The following is a 24,471-nucleotide window of genomic DNA, read 5'->3' as shown; positions in this document are numbered from 1 at the left end:
GTTCAAGCTCGGTGCAGCTTTGCCGGATGCCAGGCTTCTGTCAAATGACGCTTGTGAGGCATCGCGCAGTCTTGCGTGAATTTTGTGATTTGCAATCGCAATTGCCAGAGTTTTGGCTATACCTGTACCACCCCCCTCACGCAATACATCCAGGCCTTCTGACAGGAGTTACAGCATGAAGCTAGCAGTGATGATGAGCACGCTGTGCATCGCCACCCTTGGTGTGGTCGGTTGCTCCAGCAAAACCGTCGCTCCCGATGAATACTCCGGGTTTCTCAAGGACTACAGCCAGCTCAAGGAGGCCAAGTCGCCGTCCGGTGCCGAAGTGATGCGCTGGATCGATCCGAAAGTCGACATCAACAAGTTCACCAGCGTCTATATCGAACCGACCCAGCTCTATCCAAAACCACAGCCCACCGTGAAGATTCCGCAACAGACCCTCAATGGCATCAACAGCTACTACGATCAGGCACTCAAGCGTGAACTCGGCAAGTCGTTGCCACTGGCCACAGGTCCTGGCCCGGGTGTGATCGTGGTGCGTGCGGCAATCACTGCGGTCAGCAGCAAGACCGAAGGCCTCAAGCCTTATGAAGTCATTCCGATTGCGCTGGTGGCAGCAGCGGTGAGTACCGCCAGCGGCATTCGTGATCAGGAAACCACCCTGGCGACCGAAGCGGTGTTCCTTGACGGCGGCAACAACAAAGTCGTCGCCCAGGTGGTGCGCAAGGGCACCGGCAAACCGCTGGAAAACGATTCGCAGGTGATGAAAGCCGATGACGTCAAAGCCGTGATCGATGGCTGGGCTTCGGACCTGCATCAGTCGTATCTCAAACTCAAATCCGCTAAATAACAGTCACACTGCAGGGGCTGCCGAAGGCTCGGGCAGCTCCTGCAGATGGCAGGATTACTGCCCGGTAAACCAGCGGAAATACGGATTCCCACCGTCCCCCTGCATCACCTCACGAATGTCCCGCCCCCACGCATCCCGATCGCCGTCATAGGCGTGCAGACTTGCCCGATAAAACTGCATCAGGCGTTGCCGGTGCGCTTGCATGCGCTCGTTGAACCCTGCATCGGCATTCACCAGCGTCGGTGGCTGATAGAGGTCGAGCAATGCCGGCAACACCCGCGTGATTTCCTTGGCTCGTACCCACGGCGCGTACTCGATGCGCGGCTGATCGTCGGTCACCGCCGGGGCGTCAGCGGCGAAGCGTTCAAGCCCGGCGCGGTCGGTGACCCAGGTTGACAGCAACGCGGCCGCCGAACCGATGCCGACATCCTGCAACGTGCTGCGCACGCTGTCCTGCTGGAAGCGTTGGGTAATCTTCGCCACGTCCAGTTCCATCGGTTCCATGGAGCCTACGAGCAACATTTCGTGAAACTCGCTGGTCCACAACGAGGCGTAGGGGAACACGTCGAGGAAGCTGCGCACCAGTGAGCGCGAGTCGTCGATGTTCTGGGTTGGCAGTGGCAACCACTGGGCGACCAGACCCTGTTTCTCCAATCGGCCGGCGGCCAACTGGTAGAAGTCCCGCGAATACAGATTGACCACGCCGGCCGCCGACGGCGGTGGCGGTTCGAGAGTTATCAGGTCGTAAGTCTGTTCGCTGCGCAGCAGTTCCTGACGGCCATCACGCAGACGCACATCGACGCCGGGATCGCGTGCCGCATTGAAATTGCCCTTGAACAGTGGCGCCGCGTTGACCACCGCCGGCAGCAACTCGGCAACGACGCGATGCTCCAGCCCCGGATAGCGCAGCATGGCGCCGGCGGTAATGCCAGTGCCGAAGCCGATCACCAGGGTCGAACGCGGTTCACTGTTGTGAATCAACAGCGGCAGCAGCGCCTGGATGCGCATGTATCGCAGCGACGGCATGGCATCGCCGGTGTTGGAAACCCCTTGAATGTACAAACGGTGAAAGGTGTTTTCTCCTTTGCCTTGGGCGACCACCGCCACGGTGCCGCCGCGACCTTCCTGATAAAACGCCAACGTGCCATTGCGTGCGCCGGGCAACAGGCTGGCGATCTTGTCGACTGGCGTCAGCACGGCGAACAGCACCGAGAGCAGACCCAGCGCCGCCACCGCTTGACGTCGACCTTTCTTCACATGATGGCCCTTGCGTACCGCGCAGTAACCGACCGCCGCCGCAATGATCGCCAACAGGCCCAGCGTGCGCACCAGCCCCAGCAGCGGGATTAGCAGAAAGCCGCAGAGCATCACGCCGATAATCCCGCCCAGCGTGTTGAACGCCACCACGGCGCCGACATCACGGCCGACCCGCTCGTGGCCGACACTCAGGCGCAAGGCAAGCGGAAACGCCGCACCGAGCAGCAGCGTCGGCACGAACACAATGCTCAACGCCGCGACGGCAAACCGTGCGCTCATGCCCACCAGTTCACTGGCGCCGAGGTTCAGCAACCACATTTCGCTCTGGCTCTGGGCCAATACCAGCCAGCGCCCGAGCAGGGCGATTTCCACCAGCGCGATCAGCCCGGCACCGGCAATCAACAGACCGAACACGCCCCACGGATCACGAATGCGCTCGACGCGACGGGCGAGCAGGGCGCTGCCGATAAACAGGCCGGTCAGGTAGGTCGCCAGCACCACGGCGAAGGCGTAGGTGCGGGTGCTCATGAACTGCACGATCGATTGCGACCAGACCACTTCATAACCAAGGGCCACGCCACCGGCGATGGAATACAGCCACAACGCGGTGCGGTCGGCGGCTTTTTCGTGGTGATGTTTGACGTGTGGCGCCTCAACTGCAGTCGGTCGTCGCCGTTGCCAAATCAGCGCAGCGGCAGCGGCCAGCAGGTTGAGCATCGCTGCGAACAGCGCACTGCCGCGCACGCCGAGGGTGGCGATCAGCATGAACGCAGCGAGCAATGTGCCGACAATCGCGCCCAAAGTGTTGGCTGCGTACAACTGACCGCCGGCCTTGCCCGGATCCGCCGCCAGCGCACGCACCAGCACCGGCAGGGTGCCGCCCATCAATACGGCGGGGATGCCAACCAGTGCGAACGGCAACAGCCAGGCGAGCAAACCGACGTTACCTTGCAGCCAGGCAAACCCGCTGGCGGAAACACTCAAGGCAAACGTCGCACCGACGCCTAATATCGCCACCAGCACTTCCAACCCGGCGTACAACAAAACCGGTTGCTGCAAGCGATCCGCCCAGCGTCCGAACCACCAGCCACCGATGGCCAGTCCAGCGAAAAACGCGCTGATGCCGGTGGTGATTGCGTACACCTCGACGCCGACCACCAGTGACAGCTGCTTGATCCACAACACCTGGTATATCAGCGCGGCGGCGCCGGAGACGCACAGCAGCAGCGCGGGCGAAGCGGTGTGCGAAGCGGGTATGGCCGACGGCTTGCTGGCGATACGTGAGGACATTGCGGATTGCCTTCTACAAATGTTCAACAGAGCATCAATACCCTGTAGGAGCTGCCGAAGGCTGCGATCTTTTGATCTTGGTTGTTTAAAACAAGGGCAAGATCAAAAGATCGCAGCCTTCGGCAGCTCCTACAGGTATTGAGTGCTCGATCCGGTATAGGGGCCGCTCGCCGACTAAGGCGAGCGGCGGTCGAGCGGTCTTACTGTGCAGGTTGGTTTTTCATTTTTTCAGCGATTTTCGCGTCAACCGCAGCACGGATCTGGTCAATGCTGAAGCTGGCCGGTTTCTGGCTCGGTGGATACTCGATGAAGGTTTGCAGGAACGCTGCCGATTTCTGCACCGCTTGCGCGGCGAGGTAAACGTTCTTGGTCTGCCAATCGTAATACTGATCGGAAACCACGTCGGCACGCTCGTACGGGTCCATTCTCAGGTTGAGGATTTTCGGTACGCGCAGGCACACGAACGGTTCACTCCAGACGCGGAAACCACCCGGTTCGCGCTGTTCGCAGAACACCACTTTCCAGTTATCGAAGCGCATCGACACCAGCACGCCGTCGTCATTGAAGTAGTAGAACTCCTTGCGCTCGCCTTTAGGCTGCTGACCGGTCAGGTACGGCAGTTGGTTGAAACCGTCCAGGTGCACCTTGAAGTTGGTACCGCCAGCCGTTGGCGCCCAACCCTTGAGCAGCTTGCCTTTGACGTCGGCATCACCCGCCGCCGCGAGCAGCGTCGGGAACCAGTCCATGCCCGAGAACAGCTCGTTGGACACTTCATCCGGTTTGATTTTGCCCGGCCAGCGAATCATTGCCGGGACCCGATACGCGCCTTCCCAGTTGGAGTTCTTCTCGTTGCGGAACGGCGTGGTCGCCGCGTCCGGCCAGGAGAACTGGTTCGGGCCGTTGTCGGTGGTGTAGACGACGATGGTGTTGTCGGTGATTTTCAGGTCATCGAGGGTCTTCAGCAGTTTGCCGACATCGGCGTCGTGCTCAAGCATGCCATCGGCGTATTCGTTGCCGGGCATACCGCTCTGGCCCTTCATCGAATCACGTACGTGAGTGAATACGTGCATGCGCGTGGTGTTCATCCAGACGAAGAACGGCTTGTCAGCCTTGGCCTGTTTCTCGATGAACGCCTGTGCGGCGGCGGTGGTTTCGTCGTCGATGGTTTCCATGCGCTTGGTGGTCAGCGCGCCGGTGTCTTCGATCTTGCCGTCGGCGAAGCTGTGAATCACGCCACGCGGGGTGTTGGCCTTGACGAATTCGGCATCGTCCTTGGGCCAGTACGGACGCTCCGGTTCTTCTTCAGCGTTGAGGTGATACAGGTTGCCGAAGAACTCGTCGAAACCGTGGTTGGTCGGCAGGTATTCATCCTTGTCGCCCAAGTGGTTCTTGCCGAACTGTCCGGTGGCATAACCCAGGCCCTTGAGTGCCTGGGCAATGGTGATGTCGCGTTTTTGCAGGCCCACTGGTGCGCCCGGAATGCCGACTTTCGACAGGCCGGTTCGCAGTGGCGTTTGCCCGGTAATGAAAGAAGAACGGCCGGCGGTGCAGCTGTTCTCCGCATAGTAGTCGGTGAACATCATGCCTTCTTTGGCGATGCGGTCGATGTTCGGCGTCTTGTAGCCGACCACACCCATCGAATAGGCACTGATATTGGTCTGGCCGATATCGTCGCCGAATATCACCAGAATGTTAGGTTTTTCTGCCGCTGTGGCGGTTGCCGACAGCGCCATCACCGAGGTTGCCACCAGGGCGAGTTTCGGTAGCCACTTGCGTATGCGAGTCATCTGACTTGCTCCTTTTGCGCGGGGGTGTCGCCTGCAGCGACTTACGTTTAATGCGGTCCTGCGTTACGTTTTTTCTTATTGCACTTGCTCGGTTGCCGGTGGATCGAACGGATAGATGCGGCGCCATTCGCTCGCCATGTCCACCACGGTCCAGCCACGGGAATTGGCTTCATCGAGGGCCTTGTCGAGCCGGCCGATGTCGGATTTACGGTCGTAGGCCCATTCACGTTTGGCGTCGGTGTGATGCACCAGCCCCATGAACCGTTTGCCGGGGCCTGCAGCGGTCCACTGCAACATCTGCAGGTCACCGTCGGAATTGCCGAACGCCAGAATCGGCCGTTTGCCGATCACCGCGTCGATGCTTTCCGGTTTGCCCGGGCCATCGTCGTTGTGCGCCAGTTTCGGTGTGCGCACGATCGAAGCCTTGCCGTCCTTGAACTGGAACGCCGTGACGAACGTGGTGCCGATCACCTGTTCCGGCGGAATGCCGTAGACCTTCTCGGCGAAGGCGCGCATGAACGCGGTGTCGCCACCGGAGACGATATAAGTCTTAAAATCCTGACTGCGCAGGTAGTCGAGCATCTCCAGCATTGGCTGGAAGATCATTTCGGTGTATGGCTTGCCCGTTTTCGGGTGGCGCGCCTGACTCAGCCAGGTCTTGGCGTAATCATCGAACGCCTCGGTGGTCATGCCGGTGTGGGTGGCGCCGAAGATCTTCAGAATGCCGTCCATGCCGGCGGCGGCGAGGGCCTTGTGATCGTTTTCGATGACAGCCTTGAACGGTTGGGTGGTTTTCCATTCCGGGTGCTGCGGCGCATTGCGCTTGACCTCGTCGAGGGCGAACAGCAGCTCGAAATACATCGGCTGCTCGCTCCACAGGGTGCCGTCGTTATCGAACACGGCAATCCGCTCGGCGGGTTTGACGAAGTCCTTGCTCGATTGGTCGGTCACGGTCTGGACGAATTCGATGATGCTTTTTTTCGCCGGACCATCGTTCCACGACGGTAGCGGTTCGCTGGCCTGAGCCAGCAGTGGCAGAGCCAGCGCAAACAGTAGGGCTACGCCGAAACGTTGGCGGTGCAGCATCGGCTTGATCATGAGCAATCCTTGTCGTGAACGGGGTTGAGCGGGCGCAGGGCCGGAGTTGATTTTTGTTGCTGTTGTCCGGCCTGACTGTGAAGCGTAGTCAACGATTGGCGCAGTTGAGCCAGGGTTTTTTCAGCGGCCGGTTCGCGGCCATAAAGCCCGCGCAACAGCCCTTGCAGACGTGGGCCGGCAGCGACCAGTTGCAGACCCAGGCGACTGCGGCGCAGCCATAGATACAACGCGCTCAACTGTGGCGGGCGGGCGTCGAGTTGCGGATTGATTTGTTGCCAGGCGTAGTCGGGCGATTGCAGCCACGCGGCGTGCCGCGCCTGCTTGCGCGCTTGCATGGCGCGGCAGGCGCGGGTGAGCGGCGCACGACTCAGATAACCGAGCGCTACGAGTGCCATGAGAACGAACAGCCACAGCAGCCATTGCGCAGAGAAATGCACACGGTTGTGGCTTAGTTGCTGAAGATCTTCAGTGATTGAGAACAGCGGTTTGTAGGCGCTGTTCGCCGCTGCGTCGAAGGTCACTGCGGGTACTTGTGCGGTACGTGATTGCCGGGTGCCTGAATCCCACCATTGCACTTCGATGGCGGGCAGGGTGTGCGAGCCGGCGCTGTCGATGCGGTAGGTCACGCTGTCGATACGCTGACCACCGAGGATGTCGCCGCGCCCGTCATCGAGCGTGGTGACCTGCGGTGTTTTTGCATAACGGCTGAGGCCGGCGACATCGCCCAGGGTCGGTGTCGGCAGGGCCATCGCCAATGTGCCGTCGGCTTGCAAGGTCAGTTGCCGAGTGATGCTGTCACCCACTTTCAGCGGCGTGGCCGAGTTGATGATGGTTTGGCCGAGGCGCACTGCGGTTGCCACCAACGGCACATCACCGGGCTTGAAACCGGGCGGCTGGGCGGCGCTGAATTGCAAAGGTGCGGTCTGAGCGTTGATTTCGCTGGTCGCCTGCGCGGGTGTGGCGCGCACGGTCAGCGCCGGGATGTCGTAGCGTTGCGCGACATTTGGGGTGATCAGGTAGCTGTAACGCAGGCCGCTGAAGGATTGGCCGTCAATGGTCTGGTTGAGGTGCTGCGCCTGGCCATCGGGCGGCATGACCAGCGCGCCGTCCAGTTTGAGGTCGGGCAGGGCGGCGGCGCTGGTGAACCAGGTGTCGGTGAGGACGTCGACTTGCAGTTCAATCAGACCGCCGACCATGGCGCCTTCGGCGGGTTGCAGGTGGGCCTGGACTTTGAGCTGGGGTTCGGCGGCAAAGGCACTGAAGCTGAACAGACTGATCAACAACAGGATGCAGAGTTTTTGGGTGACTGGGTTGCCGCCATCGCGAGCAGGCTCACTCCTACATTGGTTTTGTATACGCCGAAGCTCCTCTGTAGGAGTGAGCCTGCTCGCGATAGCTGCGACTCGGTTCATGGCCTTGCCCCCGCCTGATCCTGCAAGCTGAATTTCTGCTTGAGGAATTTCGCCGGGGAGGTGGTGAGGTTCTGCAACCACAACGCATCCGACGTCGCCTGTTCGGTCTTGACCGCTTTGCTCTGGCCCTTGCCCGGCGCCTTGTCGAATTTCACCTCATCCGGCTTGGTCTTTGGCGCATTCTTCTGCGCGCTGTCGGTGTCTTTCAACAACGCTTGGGCCAAGGCCAGATTGGCCGTGGCTTCGGGGAACTGCGGTTGCAGTTTCAACGCCTGCGTGTAGGCGGCAATCGCCTGATCGAACTTGAAGCGCCGCACGTAAATGTTGCCCAGATAGAAATACGCCTGCGGCGTGTCCTGCCGTGCGAACGTCGCCAATGCGAGGTCGTAATCCGCCGCGTGATACGCCGCGACGCCTTTCCAGTACGGGTCGACAAACAGCGCAGCGGCCTGTGGCAAATGCCCATGCTCGAACGCCCAGCGACCCTGCTGATCGCGGGTGAAGAACGCATCGGTCAGCCCGTTGGCCTGCGCCGGGGCGGCCGGCCAGCCGAGGCCCACGGCGAGCGCCAGCGCCGGCACCCAGTTCACACTCCAGCCTTTGCGCACGCTGAACAGCGCCAACAACAGCAGCGGCCAGCACAGCCAGTAACCGGCGTCTTTCCAGTGCAGTCCGCGCTGTTCGGCACTGGCACTCTGGAAGTGTTGTTGCGCGTGCAGTTCAATCCAGTCCAGATCGTCGTCGTTGAGGGTCAGGCTGCCCAGTGGCGCATCCAGTGCCGACGCCAGTTTTTTCAGCGCGGCCGAGTCGAAACTGCCCAGCGCCGGACGTCCGTTGGCGTCGGTGCGCGGCTGGCCATTGGCGTCGCGAATGATGCCGCCATCCTCGCTGCCCACCGCGAGTACCAGAACCTGCAAGTCGCTGCCGTCGAGGTGTTTGGCGAGGCCATCCAGTTGCGCGGTATCGGCGCCGTCGGTGATCAGCAGCAGACTGCCCGGGGTTTTCTCGGCATCGAGCAGACGTTTGGCCTGATCGATCACCGCGCCGACGTCCTTGCCCGGTTTGTCGATCAATCCCGTGCCCAAGGCCTGAATGAAGGTGTCGAGCAGCGCTGGATCATCGGTCGGCGGCAACACCAGATGCGCACTGCCGGCGTAAGCGATCAGCGCGGTGCGCGCGCTGGCGCGGCGCTGGATCAGATCGTGGAGTTTGTGTTTCGCTGCTTCCAGCCGTGTCGGCTGTACGTCGGTGGCATCCATCGAAGGCGACAGATCGACGGCGACAATCAGCGGCGCACGGTTCTCGAGAAAGTCCGGGCGATCCTGCTCCCATGTCGGCCCGGCGGCAGCGATCGAGCCGAGTATCAACAACGCACACAACAGATGCACCGGGCGCAGCCGTTGATTGTCCTGCGGAGTGACCAACAAGTGGGGCAACAAATGCTCGGCGATGTTGCCGCGCAGGCGTCGTTGCAGGTCGCGGCTGCGGCGCCAGATCAGCGGCAGCAACGCGCCGAACAACGCGAGCAGCAGCCATAACGGGCGCAGGAAGTGCAAGTCGCTGAGATTGATTTCCATTTCAGGCCTCCTGCCGCTGACGTGCGAGCGAAAGCCTTGGCAGCAACATCGCGCCGAGGTGATACAGGGCCAGCAACAGTATCGCCGCGCCCAGCGGCCAGTAGAACAACTCCCGCTGCGGCTGGTGGCTGAGGGTTTTTACCTGATGTGGAGTGAGGCGGTCGAGGGTGCTGTAGACCTGATCCAGCGCGGTACGGTCTTCGGCGCGGAAGAATTGGCCGCCGGTGGTTTTGGCGATTTGTTCAAGGCCCGGCAGATTGACCTTGGCTTCACCCGACGCGCCCGGATCACCGATGCCGATGGTGTGGATCACCACGCCTTTGTTGGCGGCCATCTCTGCGGCGTGATCCGGAGTGATCGCGCTGCTGGTGTCGTTGCCATCGGTGAGCAGAATCAACACTTTTTCCTGCTCGTGGGCCTTGTCGAGCAGCTTGAGACTGAGGCCGATCGCATCGCCAATCGCGGTGTTCGGCCCGGCCATGCCGATTCCGGTGTCGGCCAGCAGCAGCGACAGGCTGGCGTGATCCAGCGTCAGCGGTGCCTGCGGATAGGCGCCGCTGCCGAAGACGATCAGGCCGAGGCGGTCGTCTTTGCGCTTGTCGATAAAGCCTTGCACGACTTCTTTTACGGCCGCCAGGCAATTGATTTTCCGGCCGCTGGCGTTGGTGAAGTCTTCGGTTTCCATGGACTGCGAGATGTCGATGGCGAGCATCAGGTCACGCACCGGTTGCTGGCGTTCGATCGGTTTTTCGACGAACACCGGGCGTGCCGCCGCCAAAAGAATCAGCGCCCACACCGCGAGGTTCAGCAGCAACTGCCAGACATTGCGCCGAGTGCCGGCGTTGGCCGGTGCTTCGCCGACCGCGCGGCTCATGGCGCTGAAAAATGGCACGCGCACGGCACTGCGCGCTTCGTTGTAGGCCGGCAGATAGTGGTAAGCCAGCCAGGGCAGCGGCAGCAGGAGCAACAGCCAAGGGTAATCAAGCTGCCACATGATGATGCTCCACCCAGTATTGGCAGGTGTCGAACAGCGCCAGACGTTGTTCGGCGGGGAGGGCGCGCAAGGTGTCGTCGGGGGCGTAGGCCAACTGAGCGAGTTGCTCGCTGAAATCCGCCGGGAGCTGCTTTTTGCTGTGCCGCTGTAAAAAGCCTTGCCAATCCTCCCTTCCAAGCGCCGCAACCCCCTGTAGGAGTGATCCTGCTCGCGATAACGATCGATCAGTTGATGAATGCGTTGGATGTGATGACCCTATCGCGAGCAGGCTCACTCCTACAGGGATCGGGTTTCGACCAGATGATTTTGCGGGCATCGAGAGGGCTACGCGTTTCAGCAGTTCAGGCAATTCGCGCAGCGCATTGAGGTCATCGCTGCGATCACGCAGTTGCGCCAATCGCACCAGCGCTTCACGTCGATATTGATCACGCCGCCATTGCAGATGACGTCGCACGCCAACCACGATCGCCAGTACGATCAAAAGCCCCAGCAGCACCCACCAGCCCCACGTCTGCGGCGCATAGCTGACCGGCGCGGGCAGGCCCAACTCCTTGAGTTGTTCGATGCTCGGGACGTTCGGATTCAACGTCGCGCTCCGTTTTTCCCGAGCTCGGCACGCAATTGCGTGTGTGCTTCTTCGGCGGTGCTGAACATCATCAGCGGCACACGGCTGCGGCGCAGGAGAGTGGCGACGTCCTTCAGCCGACCGCTGAGAAAGTCCCCCAAAGGCTGATGCACGCTGCGCTTCTCAACCGCCAGTTCCACCTGCAACTGGCCCTGGGTGATCAGCAAGCGGCCATTGTTCGGCAGTTTCAGCGCCAGCGGATCGTAGACTTGCAGGGCGATCACATCGTTGTGCGCCGACAGTTGCCGCATCAGTTGCAAGGTGCATTCGCCGGCCCCGGCGAAATCGCTGACGATGCAGATCAGATGATCATGCCCGGCCAAAGCCAGACAGCGCTGCAGCACTTTGTCGAGTTGATCTTCACCTTCGGCATCCGGGTTGGCGGCATTCAACGCCTGATTCTGTTCGGCGATACGACTGAGCAACGCTTCCACGCGTTTGCGGCTGCGCAACGGGGCGATGCTGTCAATGCGCGAGTCATTGAAAACCAGCCCGCCGACGCGGTCGCCGGCGCTAAACACCATCCACGCCGACAGCGCGGCGAGTTCGGCTGCCACGGCGGATTTGAAGCTGCGTTGCGAGCCGAAGAACATCGACATGCGCTGGTCAACGACGATCAATGCCGGACGGTCGCGCTCTTCGGTAAAGGTGCGCACCACCGGTTTGCCGGTGCGCAGAGAGGCACGCCAGTCGAGATGGCGCAGGTCGTCGCCCGGCTGATAGCGGCGCAGTTCATCGAAGTTCAAACCACGCCCACGCAGGCGCGAGGCATGGTTGCCGGCAAGGATGCTGCCCTGCGGCTGACGTGCCAGAAAACTCAGGTCACGGGCCTTGAACTCCAGAGCCATCAATTGCGCGAGAGAGACGTAGACCAGACCGTCAGCGTTCACGCGGGGATCGCCACTTTGTCGAGAATCCTGTCCAGCACTTGATCCGCAGTCACGCCATCAGCCACCGCGTCATAACTCAATTGCAAACGATGACGCAGCACCGGATGCACCACGGCGCGTACGTTGTCCGGCGAAACAAAATCCTGACCCTGCAACCACGCATCGGCGCGCGCGCAACGATCCAGACCAATGCCGCCACGCGGACTGGCGCCAATGTTGATCCAGCGCCCGAGGTCTTCGTCGTAGTCGGCGGGATGGCGTGTGGCGTTGATCAGGTCGATCAGATAGGTATCAATGGCTGGCGAAACGTGCACCGCACTGACTTCCTTGCGTGCGGCGAAAATCACCTCCTGCGACAGACTGAAACCCTTGGTTGGCGCGGTGTTCGCACCCTGGGCGAACTCCTCGGCGCGTAACAGACGCAAAACCTGGCTTTCATTGTCGGCGCTCGGATAGTCCAGCAGGACTTTCATCAGGAACCGGTCCATCTGCGCTTCCGGCAGAGGATAGGTGCCTTCCTGTTCGATCGGGTTTTGCGTCGCCACCACGATGAACAGATCCGGCAGCACATGACTGTTGCCGGCCACGGTGATCTGCCGCTCTTCCATGGCTTCGAGTAGCGCCGCCTGGACTTTCGCCGGTGCACGGTTGATCTCGTCTGCGAGGATCAGGTTGCCGAACAGCGGCCCTTGCTGGAAGCGGATTTCGTTTTGCCCGGCGACCTGATGTAGCACCTCGGCGCCGGTGATGTCCGAGGGCAGCAAGTCGGGGGTGAACTGAATTCGACTCATTTTCGCGTCCAGGTGTTTGGCCAGCGCCTTGACCGTGCGCGTCTTGGCCAGACCGGGCAGGCTTTCCAGCAGCAAGTGCCCATTGGCCAACAGGCCGAGCAGGATCTGCCGGATCACCTGATCCTGGCCGAGCACCGATTCGGCAATGCTCGCTTGCAGGGCGTTGAGGTCGCTGAGTGCTGTCATGACTTGTGCTTCCTTCTCAAAACATGAACGTCGGAATGACCGGAATGAACGACAGCCGGAAATTCCAGCGGCTACTGATCAGGTCGTCAGGGTGGATCGCCGAGTACTGGATCTCGCCAGAGATGCGCACCGGCAATTTGCCGAAGTTGAAAATCCGCCCGGCACCGATGCCGATGGGGAAAGTGACTTTGTTGCCGCCCTCAGCTTTCCAGTTGACCGTGACATTGGGGGTCATGCCGATCCGCCATTGCTCCGGCCCTGGAATCGCCCGTTGAATGAAGTACTGCACGTTGGTCAGGCTGACGTCCTTGCGTTTGCTGTCGCCGCCCACCGACCACCAGTGCTGCGGGAATACGCCGAGGGTCCAGTCCGGGCCGAGATAGGCAGCGACGAACGCCGGGCCCAGCGAATATTTGCCGGTGCCGAGCACGTCTTCTTCAGCTGTGGGGAACATCGCTGTCGGGCCGAAGCCCCAGACCATTTTGCCGCCGCCGGCAAAGCGAATCGGCTCCTTGGGCGAGAACACGCCGACGTAGGCCAGATCGCCGAAGCCACTGGTGCGGTCAAACGGATCCTGTACGACTGAGGCGAAGTCGCCGCGATCGTGCAGTAACTCGTTCGGCCCCATGCCGATCAGGTTGCCGGCCTTGTGATTGACTGGCGCGCTGACGTAGCTGATGGGCAGGCGGTTGATCAGGTTCCAGTCCTCGCCGAGGGAAATCGGAAAGGTCGGCATGAAACTGTATTTGCCGAGCATCCGCGTGCCGTTGCTGTTCGGGCCTTTGAGTGCGGTGTAGTCGTACTGGTTGAACAGCAGCACGAGGTTACCGACCGGGTTGTCCATCAGCTTGGCGATCTGCTCGGTGGACGGATCGCAACCGGCGGCGACGACTTTTTTCAGGTCGATGTCGAAGTCCTGTTGCAGGCGGTGGCAGGTTTCGGGGTCGCCCTTGCCGGCGCTGGGCGGCGGTGTGTTGTCGAGGGTCGGCAAGTTGCCCGCCGAGTAGGCGAGGCCACTGAACATTGCGGTGCACAGGGCCAGGCCGGGTCGCTTCCATGCAGTCGTCATGGTGATACGGCTCCGCTACCAGGCGTACTGCAGACGTAACGTCCAAGTGTTTACATCCGGTGAACCGGTGCGTTCGGAGACCGTGTCCGAGTAGGCGATCAGCCCACCAAACTGAGGTGACAGCATGAAGCCGACAGTGGCGCCCAGCAGGCCGTTTTCCTGTTTGTTGTCTTGCCAGTCGCCGTTGATTTTTGTTTCGCCGCCACGACTGTACGTCGCATCGAGTGAGGCCCATAAAGCGCGGTTGATGGTGTAGCTGTAGTGACCCTCAACGGCATAAAGCGCTTTCTGTTCGAGCTTGCCGTCACCGTGATAGTCGTCGTTGTCACCGTACAACGACACATAGGTATTGAATTCGAGCCAGGTAGGGCCAATCGGGGTACCAAAGGCAACCTCCGGTTTGAATGCCCAACGATTCGAGCCGATGTTGATGATCCGGTCCTTGTCGTAATCGCCTGTAGGCGCGGTTACCCAAAGTGCGCCGGTGAGGAACGTCTCCGGCGTCCAGTTGGCGAACTCTTCCTTGGTTAGCGCCGGGCCGCCAAAAATGTTATGCACCAGCACCACCTGGGTATCGGCCATACCGCCATTGTGTTTGGTACCGTTGAAAAACTGCGCATTGTCGAAGGACGCCGAAATATCGGCATAGGGTTGCAAGATCTGGATCGCGCTGTTGCGCCCGTCAATTGCAAACGATCGGGCAAATCGGGCGATGTACAGGTTGGCGTCGAGGGACAAGCCGTCGATCGGCAGCGCCGTATCGATCGGCGTGTTGGTATCGATACGGTTGTAATAACCAAACACCATGTTCAGATCGGTGGGCAGGTTTTGCCAGTCGCGCGCGTTGTCCGCAACGCTCAACAGTGGCGCCATGGTCAGGCCAAGCGCTGTCAATGCGGCTTTTTTGGATGTCTTCGGGCCCATCTCAGTGCTCCAGCGATTTGTCGATTGGATTCTCATGGTTTAGCGATCACGGGCGTCAACAACGGCATCTTCCACTCGCCGCTGGCCACTTCCGGTTTGGGCAGGTACAGACGCAGCACCCCGTAGAACGGCCCGTTTGGCGCCGGCAGCCAGTTAGCCTGTTTGTCCTTGCCCGGATTCTTGTGTTGCACGTAGAGGGTCAGGCCACCGTCGGCGTCGAGCTTCAGATCCGGCAACATCCGCGAGTTGATCAGGTAGCGGTTGAGCGGGTTGGCCACGAGCAATTTGTTTTTGCCGTCGTACATGGTCAGCGACCAGAACGCGTCGGCAGGGGGCAGGGCACCCTTGTCGAAATGCAGGGTGTAGTCGTGTTTCGCGGCGTCGACCGGTTGGCCATCCTTGTCGACGAAGTAACCGATGTAATTCGCCTCCTCGGCGGAGTTGCCGAAGATGCCCATGTTGGCGCCGGCATAGCGATACAGGTAATTGCCCTTGAGGCGATCGCGGGTGCCAAACAGATCGCCACTGCTGACTTCGTGGGTATCAACCTTGTCTTTCTTGAACGCGGCAAACTCGGCCTTGGCATCGCTGATGCCATCCTCGAGCGCTTTGCGTTGCTCGGCGCTGAACTGTTTCAGATCGAACGGCTGACCCGCACCAATACCAATTTTGGCGAAGCGCGCGAGCAGGTCTTTCTCGACATCCTGCGGTGGCGTGAAGGCGAGCATGAAGTTCAAGTAGCGAAACAGATCCGCGGTTTCGCTCATGGTTGGCGTCGGTTTCGGCCAACTGACCTTCGGTGCGGGGGGCGGGGCTTTCTGTTTCAAATAATGGCTGAGCGTTTCGACCTTGTAGCCCTTCTGAATCTGCTTGACCTTGGCCAGATCCTTTTCATCGAACAGCTGTGTGCGGTAAAGCGCATAGGCGATGTTGCTTTCGCTGCGCACCAGTCGGTCGATATTGACCGGTTGCTGACCCTACCAGTCCGGCCCGGCGATCATGAAGTGACCGCCATTGTTACCGGTGCTGCGGGTGCCCAGATAGGCGAAGTTCTGCGTGTAGGCATCGATCAGTTGCACCGAGTAATAGCGGTGCTCCTCAATGGCTGGCAGGGTCAGGATCAACGGTTCGGCACGCAGGTCCATCCAGACGAACGAGTAGGGCGTGTCGGCGTTCGGTGTGACGAATGCGGTGTCCTTGGCAGTGAAGGCCTTGGCGGTGTTGCCGATCTGATTGAACGGTGCCTTGTAGTTCGGGCTTTTAGTGTCGACGGCCTGGGTGTAGAGGGTCTTGTACATCTCCACCACCGGAAACCCATATAGGTAGGCTTCCTTGGCAATGGCGCGGGCCTCGTCGGGGCTGGCGCTGAAATCCTGGGCGCCAACACCGCAACTGGCGAACATTGTCATCAAGCTGTAACCGGCGATTTTGATAGCTCTTCTCATGGCGTTTTACCTACTTGCCAAATGTCACGTTGATGCCGGCGAACAGGGTGAATTGCGGCAGGCCATCGCCTTTACGCTCGACCGTCCATTGCGGTTCGATGAAGGCGTTGAGGATATTGCTGCCGGATTTCCACACCTTGCCTGCGCCCAGACCGATCGGGATGTAGTGGGTGTCGTTTTTCAGGTCGAACGTCCAGGTGCCGGTGGAACGCAGGTACCAGCCTTTTTCCAGGTTATGGATGATGAAGGGCTGCAGCGTTGCCGTTTCGACGTGGGGCCGATCATGATCGCCGGCGAACGAACTCTGATACTGCACCAGTGCACCGAGCAGCCCTCGCGGCGAAGAATCAATCGCTATCGCGGCAAGGCCGGCCTGCCATTTGCCGGTGCCCAGTTCATCCTCGGCAGCGGTCGGCGCGGTGATCTGCGGGCCGATGCCCAATTGCACGCCGTCAGTCTTGAGCAGGAAGATATCGAACAGATTGAGGTCGCCGATGCCGGTGCTGTAGCCGCCGTGCGGGTCGGGGCGGGTGCTGATCGGCATGGTTGCACGGAGCAATTGCGGCACACCGATGAAGTCGTTAGGCGCAATCGGCAAGGTGCCGCGCAACAAGGCGTCGTTGGTATGGACGTTGCTGTCGTAAAGCCTGGGTGTGTAGTAGTCCTGAAGGTTGGCGCCGGGGGCCAGGTTCAGCGGGTTGTTACTTTTGTTGGCCTCCTCGGCGTTATTTGCCCAGGCAAAACCTGTCGGCGTCAGTGAACTCGCCAACAGCAAGGCGTAGCATCCCCATTGATTCAACATCATTCCCCGATTCCCTGGTGCTCATTCGGACGCTTCGGCACTTGGTGGCCGTTGACGGCGTTATCCCTTTCTTATCAAGCCTGTAGGACACGTCTGAATGAAGCTAGCAGCTAAGCGGGAGTTAGCCAGTCGAATGGATTAATTCTTTGGTTTTGTGCGCGAGATCACGGGAAAGTGTGCTGAGCATTCCCGCTTTTCGCAGGAACTGTGAAGGCTGCGATCTTTTGCTCCTGTTTTTGTAGAGCCAAGTCAAAAGATCGCAGCCTGCGGCAGCTCCTACAGAGGGACTGTGGATATTTACACCCTGTCAGGTCTGACAGTTGTCGAGGTGGGGGGATGGGCGTTTGATGGTGGGGTAACGCGCAGGATTAATGGCTTGCGCGAAAATGAGCGAAAGGAAGGCAATCATGGCAACAGGAAAGATAAAATTTTTTAACGATACCAAAGGGTTTGGATTTATCGCTCAGGATGATGGGGGTAAGGACTTATATGCGCATTCCACCGGTTTCATACCCGAGGCTTTTACATCTACATCGATTGCTGAAAATTTGAAGGTTTCGTATGAAGTAAAAAATGATGGCAAAGAACCCCGCGCCATAAATATCCGACCGATATGAATATCTCGCTTTTGTAGGAGCTGCCGAAGGCTGTGATCTTTTGATCCTGTTTTTGTAGAGCCAAGTCAAAAGATCGCAGCCTGCGGCAGCTCCTACTGGGGAACTGTGGATATTTACACCCTGTCAGGTCTGACAGTTGTCGAGGTGGGGAAATGGGCGTTTGATGGTGGGGTAACGCGCAGGATTAATGGCTTGCGCGAAGATCAGCGAAAGGATGGCAACCATGGCAGCGCAAACAGGGACGGTGAAGTGGTTTAACGATGCAAAAGGGTTTGGGTTTATCACTCCAGATGACGGAAGCGCGGATCTATTTGCGCATTTCTCTGAGGTGCGATCCGATGGTTTCAAATCGCTTCAAGAAGGCCAAAAGGTTTCCTTCGAGGAGAAACAAGGCCCTAAAGGACTGCAAGCTTCCAATATTAAGGCGATATAACGCTTTCAGCTTTTGTAAAAGCTGTCGCAGGCTGCGATCTTTTGATCCTGTTTTTGTAGAGCCAGGTCAAAAGATCGCAGCCTGCGGCAGCTCCTACGGAGGGACTGTGGATATTTACACCCTGTCAGGTTTGACAGTTGTCGGGGTGGGGGGATGGGCGTTTGATGGTGGGGTGCCGCGCAGGATTATCGACTTGCGCGAAGATGAGCGAAAGGGTGGCAATCATGACTATGGTAAGAGGAGTTGTGAGGTGGGTTAACGATGCGAAGGAGTATGTGTTTATCACTCCAGATGGCGGTGGCCCGGATCTATTCGCGCCTTTCTCTGCGATCAAATCGGATGGATTCAAAACGCTTAAACTTAAAGAAGGCGACAGGGTTCAATTCGTGGTAATCAAAGGCCCCGACGCAATGCAAGTTTCAGAGATTCAGGTGGTTTAACTCTTTCACCTTTTGTAAAGGCCGTCGGAGACTGCAAGTTTTTGGTGGGTCAGAACCAGTCCCCTGTGGGAGCGAGCAAACCCGCTCCCACAGGTTGATCGCATTCCACGCGTGGGATGGGTCAGGATTTCTTCGCTTGGTCGCGGATGCGCTCTTCCTGCTCGCGCAATTCAGGTGTGAACTGTTCGCCGAAGTCCTCGGCAGAGAATATCTGCCGGATCTCGATGTCCGAGTCGCTGCCCGGCATCGGGTTCGGGCAGCGCTTGACCCATTCGATGGCTTCTTCTTTCGACTTCACGTCCCAGATCCAGTAGCCGGCCACCAGCTCTTTGGTTTCGATGAACGGCCCGTCGATCACCGTACGTTTGTCGCCCGAGAAGCGCACGCGCGTGCCTTTGCTGCTTGGGTGCAGGCCATCGGCGGCGACCAGGATGCCGGCCTTGGCCAGTTCTTCATTGAAATTGCCCATGGCGGTCAGCAACTCTTCGCTGGGCATGACGCCAGCTTCGGAATCGGCACTGGCTTTTACGAGGATCATGAATCGCATGGCAGTTACTCCGTGGAAGGTGGGGGATTCACTGATTAGTCGAACGATCGTGGAATGAATCGACAGAGGCGTTAAAAAATACGCAACAAGCCTGTAGGAGCTGCCGAAGGCTGCGATCTTTTGATCCTGTTTTTCAAGATCAAGATCAAAAGATCGCAGCCTTCGGCAGCTCCTACAGGGGGGCTTGAGTTGTATGCAGTTTGGGGTGGTTGTTCATGACAATTTCATTCAAAGCATAGGTTGTAGAACAATTTCGTGGTTAACTTCGGCCCTTGCGTGATTTTCTAAAACAACGTTCAGAAGGACTCAAGTCATGGCTCAAGTCACCCTTAAAGGCAATCCGGTTCAAGTCAACGGCCAGTTGCCACAAGCCGGTTCCAAGGCGCCAGCCTTTTCTCTGGTTGCCGGCAATCTGTCCGACGTCACCCTGAAAGACTTTGCCGGCAAGCGCAAAGTGCTGAACATCTTCCCAAGCGTCGATACCCCGACCTGCGCTACTTCCGTACGCAAGTTCAACGCTCAGGCCAACGAAGTGGCCAACACCGTGGTGCTGTGCATCTCGGCTGACCTGCCGTTCGCTCAGGCCCGTTTCTGCGGTGCCGAAGGCCTGGAAAACGTGCAGAACCTGTCGACCCTGCGCGGTGCCGAGTTCATCGAAAACTACGGCGTGGCCATTGCTGACGGTCCTCTGAAAGGCCTGACTGCCCGCGCAGTCGTGGTTCTGGACGAAAACGACAACGTCCTGCACAGCGAACTGGTCAAGGAAATCGCTGAAGAACCGAACTACGAAGCTGCACTCGCCGTTCTGAAATAAGTGCTCTGAAACAATCGCTTTTACAATTGTTAACGGCCTGGCCCTGTCCAGGCCGTTTTCATTTGTGTATCAGTGTTTTGCCTCACACCTTGAAACGTAAGTTGAAGGTAAATTGCCGGTAAAGCTGCTTTGCTTTACCCCCACCAGTGCTTATCGTTCAGCCTCCTGTAAAAGAAGCCCACGCGCCCAATGGTTAATCACTCCATGCAATCATCCCCCCGTAACTCCCGTCGCTGGCTGATCAGCCTGCTGGTCTTGTTGGTTATTGCCGTCCTGTGCTGGAAATTCTGGCCGGCCGGTTCAGCCCACAAGGAGGGCGGTGAGAAGGCTGCGGCCGGACACACCGGACGTTCGGGGATGATGCGTCCAGGCTTCGGCGGTGGCTCCGGGCCGATTCCGGTACGCGTGGCGCCGGCGGTCACGGGGGACTTCCCGCTGTATTACAAGGCGCTCGGCACGGTGACTGCGTTGAACACCATCAACGTGCGCAGCCGGGTCGGCGGTGAACTGGTGAAGATCAACTTCGAAGAAGGGCAGATGGTCAAGGCCGGCGACCTGCTGGCGGAGATCGATCCGCGTCCTTACCAGAACGCCTTGCTCCAGGCCGAAGGAACCTTGCTGCAGAATCAGGCGCAACTGAAAAACGCACAGGTCGATGTCGAGCGTTATCGCGGTCTTTTCAAAGAAGACAGCATCGCCAAACAGACTCTCGACACCGCCGAAGCGCTGGTCGGTCAGTACCTCGGCACGGTCAAGACCAATCAGGCGGCGGTCAACGACGCCAAGCTCAATCTCGAATTCACCAAGATCCGCGCACCAATTGCCGGTCGCGTTGGCCTGCGTCAGGTCGACGTCGGCAACCTCGTCGCGGCGAACGACACCACGTTCCTCGCGGTGATCACTCAGACCCAACCCATCAGTGTCGCCTTCACCCTGCCGGAAAACAGCCTGGAAACCGTGCTTGCGCGTTATCGCAGCGGCGCCAAACTGCCGGCCGAAGCCTGGGATCGCGGTGACACCAAACTGCAAGCCACCGGTGTACTGCAAAGCCTCGACAACCAGATCGACGTCGCCACCGGCACGCTGAAATTCAAGGCCCGCTACGAAAACCGCGATCAGTCGTTGTTCCCTAATCAGTTCGTCAACGTGCACCTGCTGGCCGACACGCTCAAAGGCGTGGTACTGGCACCGTCCGCCGCCATCCAGTTCGGCACCAACGGCACGTTCGTCTATGCGCTGGACGGTGACAAGAAAGTCACCATCCGCCAGTTGAAGATCGGCGCCAGTGACGGTGAAAACACCGTGATCACCGAGGGTCTGGCGGCGGGCGATCGCGTGGTACTGGAAGGTACCGACCGCCTGAAAGAGGGCAGCGAAGTGGAGGTGGTCAACGACAGCAATCAAGTACCCACCACGCCGACTGAACACCTGCAGGGCAAATCTGCCGCCACCCCGACTGACGCCACTGTCACTGAAAAGGCCAAGAAGGGCGCATGAACATTTCGCGGCTGTTCATCCTCCGACCGGTAGCCACAACGCTGAGCATGCTCGCCATTGTGCTGGCCGGCCTGATCGCGTATCGCTTGCTGCCGGTGTCGGCGCTGCCTCAGGTCGACTATCCGACCATCCGCGTCATGACCTTGTACCCCGGCGCCAGCCCGGACGTGATGACCAGTGCCGTCACCGCACCGCTTGAACGCCAGTTCGGGCAGATGCCGGGCCTGACGCAAATGGCCTCGACCAGTTCCGGCGGCGCGTCGGTGCTGACCCTGCGTTTCAGCCTCGACATCAACATGGACGTTGCCGAACAACAGGTGCAAGCCGCGATCAACGCCGCGACCAACCTGCTGCCGACTGACTTGCCGGCGCCGCCGGTGTACAACAAGGTCAACCCGGCGGACACCCCGGTGCTGACCCTGGCCATCACTTCGAAAACCATGCTCCTGCCCAAACTCAATGACCTGGTCGATACGCGCATGGCGCAGAAAATCGCCCAGATCAGCGGCGTCGGCATGGTCAGTATTGCCGGCGGTCAGCGTCAGGCGGTGCGGATCAAGGTCAACCCGCAAGCACTGGCCGCCAACAGCCTGAACCTGTCGGACGTGCGCACGCTGATCAGCGCGTCCAACGTCAACCAGCCGAAAGGTAACTTTGACGGCCCGACCCGGGTGTCGATGCTCGATGCCAACGACCAGCTGACGTCGCCCAAGGATTACGCCAACCTGATCCTCGCCTACAAGAATGGCGCGCCGCTGCGGCTCAAGGATGTCGCGGAAATCGTTGACGGTGCCGAGAACGAGCGTCTGGCCGCGTGGGCCAACCTCAATCAGGCCGTGTTGCTGAACATCCAGCGTCAGCCGGGCGCCAACGTGATTGAAGTGGTCGACCGGATCAAGGCCTTGCTGCCGAGCATCACCGACAACCTGCCGGCCGGTCTCGAAGTCACGGTGTTGACCGACCGTACCCAGACCATCCGTGCCTCGGTCACTGACGTGCAGCACGAACTGTTGATCGCTATCGCCTTGGTGGTGATGGTGACGTTCCTGTTTCTGCGCCGTTTCAGCGCGACGATCATTCCGTCGGTGGCCGTGCCGCTGTCGCTGGTCGGCACCTTCGGCGTGATGTACCTGGCGGGGTTCTCGGTCAACAACCTGACCCTGATGGCCCTGACCATCGCCACCGGTTTTGTGGTCGATGATGCGATCGTGATGCTGGAAAACATCGCGCGTTTCATCGAAGAGGGCGACAGTCCGATGCAAGCCGCGCTCAAGGGCGCCAAGCAGATCGGGTTCACCCTGATTTCCCTGACACTGTCGTTGATCGCGGTATTGATCCCGCTACTGTTCATGGCCGACGTCGTCGGGCGCCTGTTCCGCGAATTCGCCATCACCCTGGCGGTCGCGATCCTGATTTCCCTCGTGGTATCGCTGACCCTGACGCCGATGATGTGCGCACGTCTGCTCAAGCGCGAGCCGGAAGAACATGAGCAGGGCCGTTTCTACCGGGCCAGCGGTGCGTGCATCGACTGGATGATCGCCGCTTATGGCCGCAAGTTGCAGTGGGTGCTCAAGCATCAACCGCTGACGCTACTAGTGGCCATCGGCACACTGGCATTGACCGTGTTCCTTTATATGGTCGTGCCGAAAGGGTTCTTCCCGGTGCAGGACACCGGGGTGATTCAGGGTATTTCCGAAGCACCGCAATCGATTTCCTTCGCTGCGATGGGTGAGCGTCAACAGGAACTGGCCAAGGTCATTCTTCAAGATCCGGCAGTGCAAAGCCTGTCGTCCTACATTGGCGTCGATGGCGACAACGCCACGCTCAACAGCGGCCGCTTGCTGATCAACCTCAAGCCTCACGGCGAGCGCGATCTGACCGCCACCGAAGTCATTGCGCGCCTGCAACCGCAACTGGACAAACTCGTCGGCATTCGCCTGTTCATGCAGCCTGTACAGGACCTGACCATTGAAGATCGGGTCAGTCGTACGCAGTACCAGTTCAGCATGTCTTCGCCGGATTCCGAATTGCTCAGCGAATGGAGCGGGCGACTGGTCGAGGCTCTGGCGCAGCGTCCCGAACTGACCGACGTTGCCAGTGATTTGCAGGACAAAGGCTTGCAGGTCTATCTGGTCATCGACCGCGATGCCGCTTCGCGCCTCGGCGTTTCGGTGGCAAACATCACCGATGCGCTGTACGACGCCTTCGGCCAGCGGCAGATTTCGACCATCTACACGCAGGCCAGTCAGTACCGCGTGGTCCTGCAAGCGCAGGCCGGGGAGAAGATTGGCCCGCAGGCGCTGGATCAGATTCACGTCAAAACCACCGATGGTGCGCAAGTTCGCCTGTCGAGTCTGGCCCACGTCGAAGAACGTCAGGCGCAACTGGCGATCACCCACATCGGCCAGTTTCCGGCGGTGATGATGTCGTTCAACCTCGCCCCGGGTGTCGCGCTGGGGCACGCGGTAGACATCATCGAGCAGGTCCAGAAAGACATCGGCATGCCGGTTGGCGTGCAGACCCAGTTCCAGGGCGCGGCCGAAGCGTTCCAGGCTTCGTTGTCGAGCACCTTGCTGCTGATTCTGGCGGCGGTGGTGACCATGTACATCGTGCTCGGCGTGCTGTACGAGAGCTACATCCACCCAATCACCATTCTTTCGACCCTGCCGTCGGCGGCGGTCGGCGCCTTGCTGGCGTTGCTGCTCAGCGGCAACGACCTGGGCATGATCGCGATCATCGGCATCATCTTGCTGATCGGCATCGTCAAGAAGAACGCGATCATGATGATCGACTTTGCCCTCGATGCCGAACGCAATCAGGGCATGGCGCCCGAGGAGGCGATCTATCAGGCGGCACTGCTGCGGTTCCGGCCGATTCTGATGACCACACTGGCGGCACTGTTCGGTGCGGTGCCGTTGATGCTGGCGACCGGTTCCGGGGCTGAATTGCGTCAACCGCTGGGTCTGGTGATGGTCGGTGGCTTGCTGGTGAGCCAGGTGCTGACGCTGTTCACCACACCGGTGATCTACCTGTATTTCGACCGTCTCGGCCGTCGTTTCGGTAAAACCGATGCCGACACCGAAGAGGTCTCGGTATGACTGTCCGTACACATAACCCGTGTAGGAG

The 24,471-nt window shown here is 59.6% G+C and carries 20 protein-coding genes and 1 pseudogene; 7 read left to right on the top strand and 14 right to left on the bottom strand.

Going from position 1 to position 24,471, the window contains the following annotated elements:
• Nucleotides 1–175 precede the first annotated feature (175 nt).
• The gene (locus JFT86_RS22030; RefSeq protein WP_201238314.1) at nt 176–850 is read left to right on the top strand and encodes a DUF3313 domain-containing protein; all 675 of its coding nucleotides are present in this window, start codon (nt 176–178) and stop codon (nt 848–850) included.
• A gap of 54 nt (nt 851–904) precedes the next feature.
• Here the strand turns inward: JFT86_RS22030 and JFT86_RS22025 are convergent, their stop codons facing one another.
• The 13 genes and pseudogenes from JFT86_RS22025 to JFT86_RS21965 form a co-directional block, all read right to left on the bottom strand.
• The gene (locus JFT86_RS22025; protein ID WP_201238313.1) at nt 905–3,397 is read right to left on the bottom strand and encodes a fused MFS/spermidine synthase; all 2,493 of its coding nucleotides are present in this window, start codon (nt 3,395–3,397) and stop codon (nt 905–907) included.
• A gap of 200 nt (nt 3,398–3,597) precedes the next feature.
• Nucleotides 3,598–5,184: an arylsulfatase gene (locus JFT86_RS22020; protein ID WP_201238312.1), complete on the bottom strand. Its 1,587-nt coding sequence runs from the start codon at nt 5,182–5,184 to the stop codon at nt 3,598–3,600.
• A 75-nt stretch (nt 5,185–5,259) separates the two neighbouring features.
• Nucleotides 5,260–6,282 (bottom strand): HAD family hydrolase, encoded by a 1,023-nt coding sequence (locus tag JFT86_RS22015; protein ID WP_201238311.1) that lies wholly within the window; start codon nt 6,280–6,282, stop codon nt 5,260–5,262.
• Nucleotides 6,279–7,694, bottom strand: a complete 1,416-nt coding sequence (locus tag JFT86_RS22010; RefSeq protein ID WP_201238310.1) for a BatD family protein — start codon at nt 7,692–7,694, stop codon at nt 6,279–6,281. Before JFT86_RS22010 ends, JFT86_RS22015 begins: the two co-directional genes overlap by 4 nt.
• A complete protein-coding gene (locus JFT86_RS22005; protein WP_201238309.1) occupies nt 7,691–9,271 on the bottom strand; it encodes a VWA domain-containing protein in 1,581 nt (526 codons plus the stop codon). The genes JFT86_RS22010 and JFT86_RS22005 overlap by 4 nt, the downstream gene beginning before the upstream one ends.
• A 1-nt stretch (nt 9,272) precedes the next feature.
• Nucleotides 9,273–10,265, bottom strand: coding sequence for a VWA domain-containing protein (locus tag JFT86_RS22000; RefSeq protein WP_201238308.1), 993 nt, complete (start codon nt 10,263–10,265; stop codon nt 9,273–9,275).
• Nucleotides 10,252–10,851 (bottom strand): DUF4381 domain-containing protein, encoded by a 600-nt coding sequence (locus tag JFT86_RS21995; protein ID WP_201238307.1) that lies wholly within the window; start codon nt 10,849–10,851, stop codon nt 10,252–10,254. Before JFT86_RS21995 ends, JFT86_RS22000 begins: the two co-directional genes overlap by 14 nt.
• Nucleotides 10,848–11,780: a DUF58 domain-containing protein gene (locus tag JFT86_RS21990; protein WP_201238306.1), complete on the bottom strand. Its 933-nt coding sequence runs from the start codon at nt 11,778–11,780 to the stop codon at nt 10,848–10,850. The genes JFT86_RS21995 and JFT86_RS21990 overlap by 4 nt, the downstream gene beginning before the upstream one ends.
• Entirely contained in the window at nt 11,777–12,757 is a 981-nt protein-coding gene (locus tag JFT86_RS21985) for a MoxR family ATPase (protein ID WP_201238305.1), read from the bottom strand. The genes JFT86_RS21990 and JFT86_RS21985 overlap by 4 nt, the downstream gene beginning before the upstream one ends.
• 16 nt (nt 12,758–12,773) lie before the next feature.
• Nucleotides 12,774–13,826 carry a hypothetical protein gene (locus JFT86_RS21980; RefSeq protein WP_201238304.1) on the bottom strand — a complete coding sequence of 351 codons (1,053 nt, stop codon included), beginning with the start codon at nt 13,824–13,826 and terminating at the stop codon, nt 12,774–12,776.
• A gap of 15 nt (nt 13,827–13,841) precedes the next feature.
• Complete coding sequence (locus JFT86_RS21975) at nt 13,842–14,699, bottom strand: transporter (protein ID WP_242489338.1); 858 nt, start codon at nt 14,697–14,699, stop codon at nt 13,842–13,844.
• Nucleotides 14,700–14,782: 83 nt separating this feature from the next.
• A pseudogene (locus tag JFT86_RS21970) lies at nt 14,783–16,195 on the bottom strand (DUF1254 domain-containing protein).
• Nucleotides 16,196–16,205: 10 nt separating this feature from the next.
• Complete coding sequence (locus tag JFT86_RS21965) at nt 16,206–16,997, bottom strand: hypothetical protein (protein ID WP_201238641.1); 792 nt, start codon at nt 16,995–16,997, stop codon at nt 16,206–16,208.
• 407 nt (nt 16,998–17,404) lie between these two features.
• Here JFT86_RS21965 and JFT86_RS21960 point away from each other — a divergent pair, with 407 nt between their 5' ends.
• From JFT86_RS21960 to JFT86_RS21950, 3 genes are all read left to right on the top strand, one after another.
• Nucleotides 17,405–17,614, top strand: a complete 210-nt coding sequence (locus tag JFT86_RS21960) for a cold-shock protein (protein ID WP_201233518.1) — start codon at nt 17,405–17,407, stop codon at nt 17,612–17,614.
• A 223-nt stretch (nt 17,615–17,837) separates the two neighbouring features.
• A complete protein-coding gene (locus tag JFT86_RS21955; protein WP_201233517.1) occupies nt 17,838–18,047 on the top strand; it encodes a cold-shock protein in 210 nt (69 codons plus the stop codon).
• Between the two features lie 230 nt (nt 18,048–18,277).
• Nucleotides 18,278–18,487 (top strand): cold shock domain-containing protein, encoded by a 210-nt coding sequence (locus tag JFT86_RS21950; RefSeq protein WP_201234019.1) that lies wholly within the window; start codon nt 18,278–18,280, stop codon nt 18,485–18,487.
• Nucleotides 18,488–18,608: 121 nt separating this feature from the next.
• Here the strand turns inward: JFT86_RS21950 and JFT86_RS21945 are convergent, their stop codons facing one another.
• Entirely contained in the window at nt 18,609–19,034 is a 426-nt protein-coding gene (locus tag JFT86_RS21945; RefSeq protein ID WP_201238303.1) for a YciI family protein, read from the bottom strand.
• Nucleotides 19,035–19,347: 313 nt separating this feature from the next.
• Here JFT86_RS21945 and tpx point away from each other — a divergent pair, with 313 nt between their 5' ends.
• The 3 genes from tpx to JFT86_RS21930 all read left to right on the top strand — a co-directional run bounded on the left by tpx (nt 19,348) and on the right by JFT86_RS21930 (nt 24,443).
• Nucleotides 19,348–19,848, top strand: coding sequence for a thiol peroxidase (gene tpx / locus JFT86_RS21940; protein WP_103302155.1), 501 nt, complete (start codon nt 19,348–19,350; stop codon nt 19,846–19,848).
• Between the two features lie 189 nt (nt 19,849–20,037).
• Entirely contained in the window at nt 20,038–21,345 is a 1,308-nt protein-coding gene (locus tag JFT86_RS21935) for an MdtA/MuxA family multidrug efflux RND transporter periplasmic adaptor subunit (protein ID WP_201238302.1), read from the top strand.
• A complete protein-coding gene (locus JFT86_RS21930; RefSeq protein ID WP_201238301.1) occupies nt 21,342–24,443 on the top strand; it encodes an MdtB/MuxB family multidrug efflux RND transporter permease subunit in 3,102 nt (1,033 codons plus the stop codon). Before JFT86_RS21935 ends, JFT86_RS21930 begins: the two co-directional genes overlap by 4 nt.
• Nucleotides 24,444–24,471: the final 28 nt, after the last annotated feature.

The organism is Pseudomonas sp. TH06, assembly GCF_016651305.1.
In the GTDB taxonomy this organism is placed as follows: domain Bacteria; phylum Pseudomonadota; class Gammaproteobacteria; order Pseudomonadales; family Pseudomonadaceae; genus Aquipseudomonas.
Note: the sequence above shows the minus strand (reverse complement) of the source record. Positions and strands in the feature narration are given on the sequence as shown.

Bases quoted from the DNA above. Each gene is read 5' to 3' on its own strand.
- JFT86_RS21980 (WP_201238304.1), bottom strand. From the start codon at position 13,826: ATGACGACTGCATGGAAGCGACCCGGCCTGGCCCTGTGCACCGCAATG.
- JFT86_RS21945 (WP_201238303.1), bottom strand. From the start codon at position 19,034: ATGCGATTCATGATCCTCGTAAAAGCCAGTGCCGATTCCGAAGCTGGC.
- JFT86_RS22000 (WP_201238308.1), bottom strand. From the start codon at position 10,265: ATGTGGCAGCTTGATTACCCTTGGCTGTTGCTCCTGCTGCCGCTGCCC.
- JFT86_RS21955 (WP_201233517.1), top strand. From the start codon at position 17,838: ATGGCAGCGCAAACAGGGACGGTGAAGTGGTTTAACGATGCAAAAGGG.
- JFT86_RS22025 (WP_201238313.1), bottom strand. From the start codon at position 3,397: ATGTCCTCACGTATCGCCAGCAAGCCGTCGGCCATACCCGCTTCGCAC.
- JFT86_RS22015 (WP_201238311.1), bottom strand. From the start codon at position 6,282: ATGATCAAGCCGATGCTGCACCGCCAACGTTTCGGCGTAGCCCTACTG.
- JFT86_RS21965 (WP_201238641.1), bottom strand. From the start codon at position 16,997: ATGTTGAATCAATGGGGATGCTACGCCTTGCTGTTGGCGAGTTCACTG.
- JFT86_RS21960 (WP_201233518.1), top strand. From the start codon at position 17,405: ATGGCAACAGGAAAGATAAAATTTTTTAACGATACCAAAGGGTTTGGA.
- JFT86_RS22030 (WP_201238314.1), top strand. From the start codon at position 176: ATGAAGCTAGCAGTGATGATGAGCACGCTGTGCATCGCCACCCTTGGT.
- JFT86_RS21930 (WP_201238301.1), top strand. From the start codon at position 21,342: ATGAACATTTCGCGGCTGTTCATCCTCCGACCGGTAGCCACAACGCTG.
- JFT86_RS21975 (WP_242489338.1), bottom strand. From the start codon at position 14,699: ATGGCGCCACTGTTGAGCGTTGCGGACAACGCGCGCGACTGGCAAAAC.
- tpx (WP_103302155.1), top strand. From the start codon at position 19,348: ATGGCTCAAGTCACCCTTAAAGGCAATCCGGTTCAAGTCAACGGCCAG.
- JFT86_RS22005 (WP_201238309.1), bottom strand. From the start codon at position 9,271: ATGGAAATCAATCTCAGCGACTTGCACTTCCTGCGCCCGTTATGGCTG.
- JFT86_RS21985 (WP_201238305.1), bottom strand. From the start codon at position 12,757: ATGACAGCACTCAGCGACCTCAACGCCCTGCAAGCGAGCATTGCCGAA.
- JFT86_RS22020 (WP_201238312.1), bottom strand. From the start codon at position 5,184: ATGACTCGCATACGCAAGTGGCTACCGAAACTCGCCCTGGTGGCAACC.
- JFT86_RS22010 (WP_201238310.1), bottom strand. From the start codon at position 7,694: ATGAACCGAGTCGCAGCTATCGCGAGCAGGCTCACTCCTACAGAGGAG.
- JFT86_RS21935 (WP_201238302.1), top strand. From the start codon at position 20,038: ATGGTTAATCACTCCATGCAATCATCCCCCCGTAACTCCCGTCGCTGG.
- JFT86_RS21950 (WP_201234019.1), top strand. From the start codon at position 18,278: ATGGTAAGAGGAGTTGTGAGGTGGGTTAACGATGCGAAGGAGTATGTG.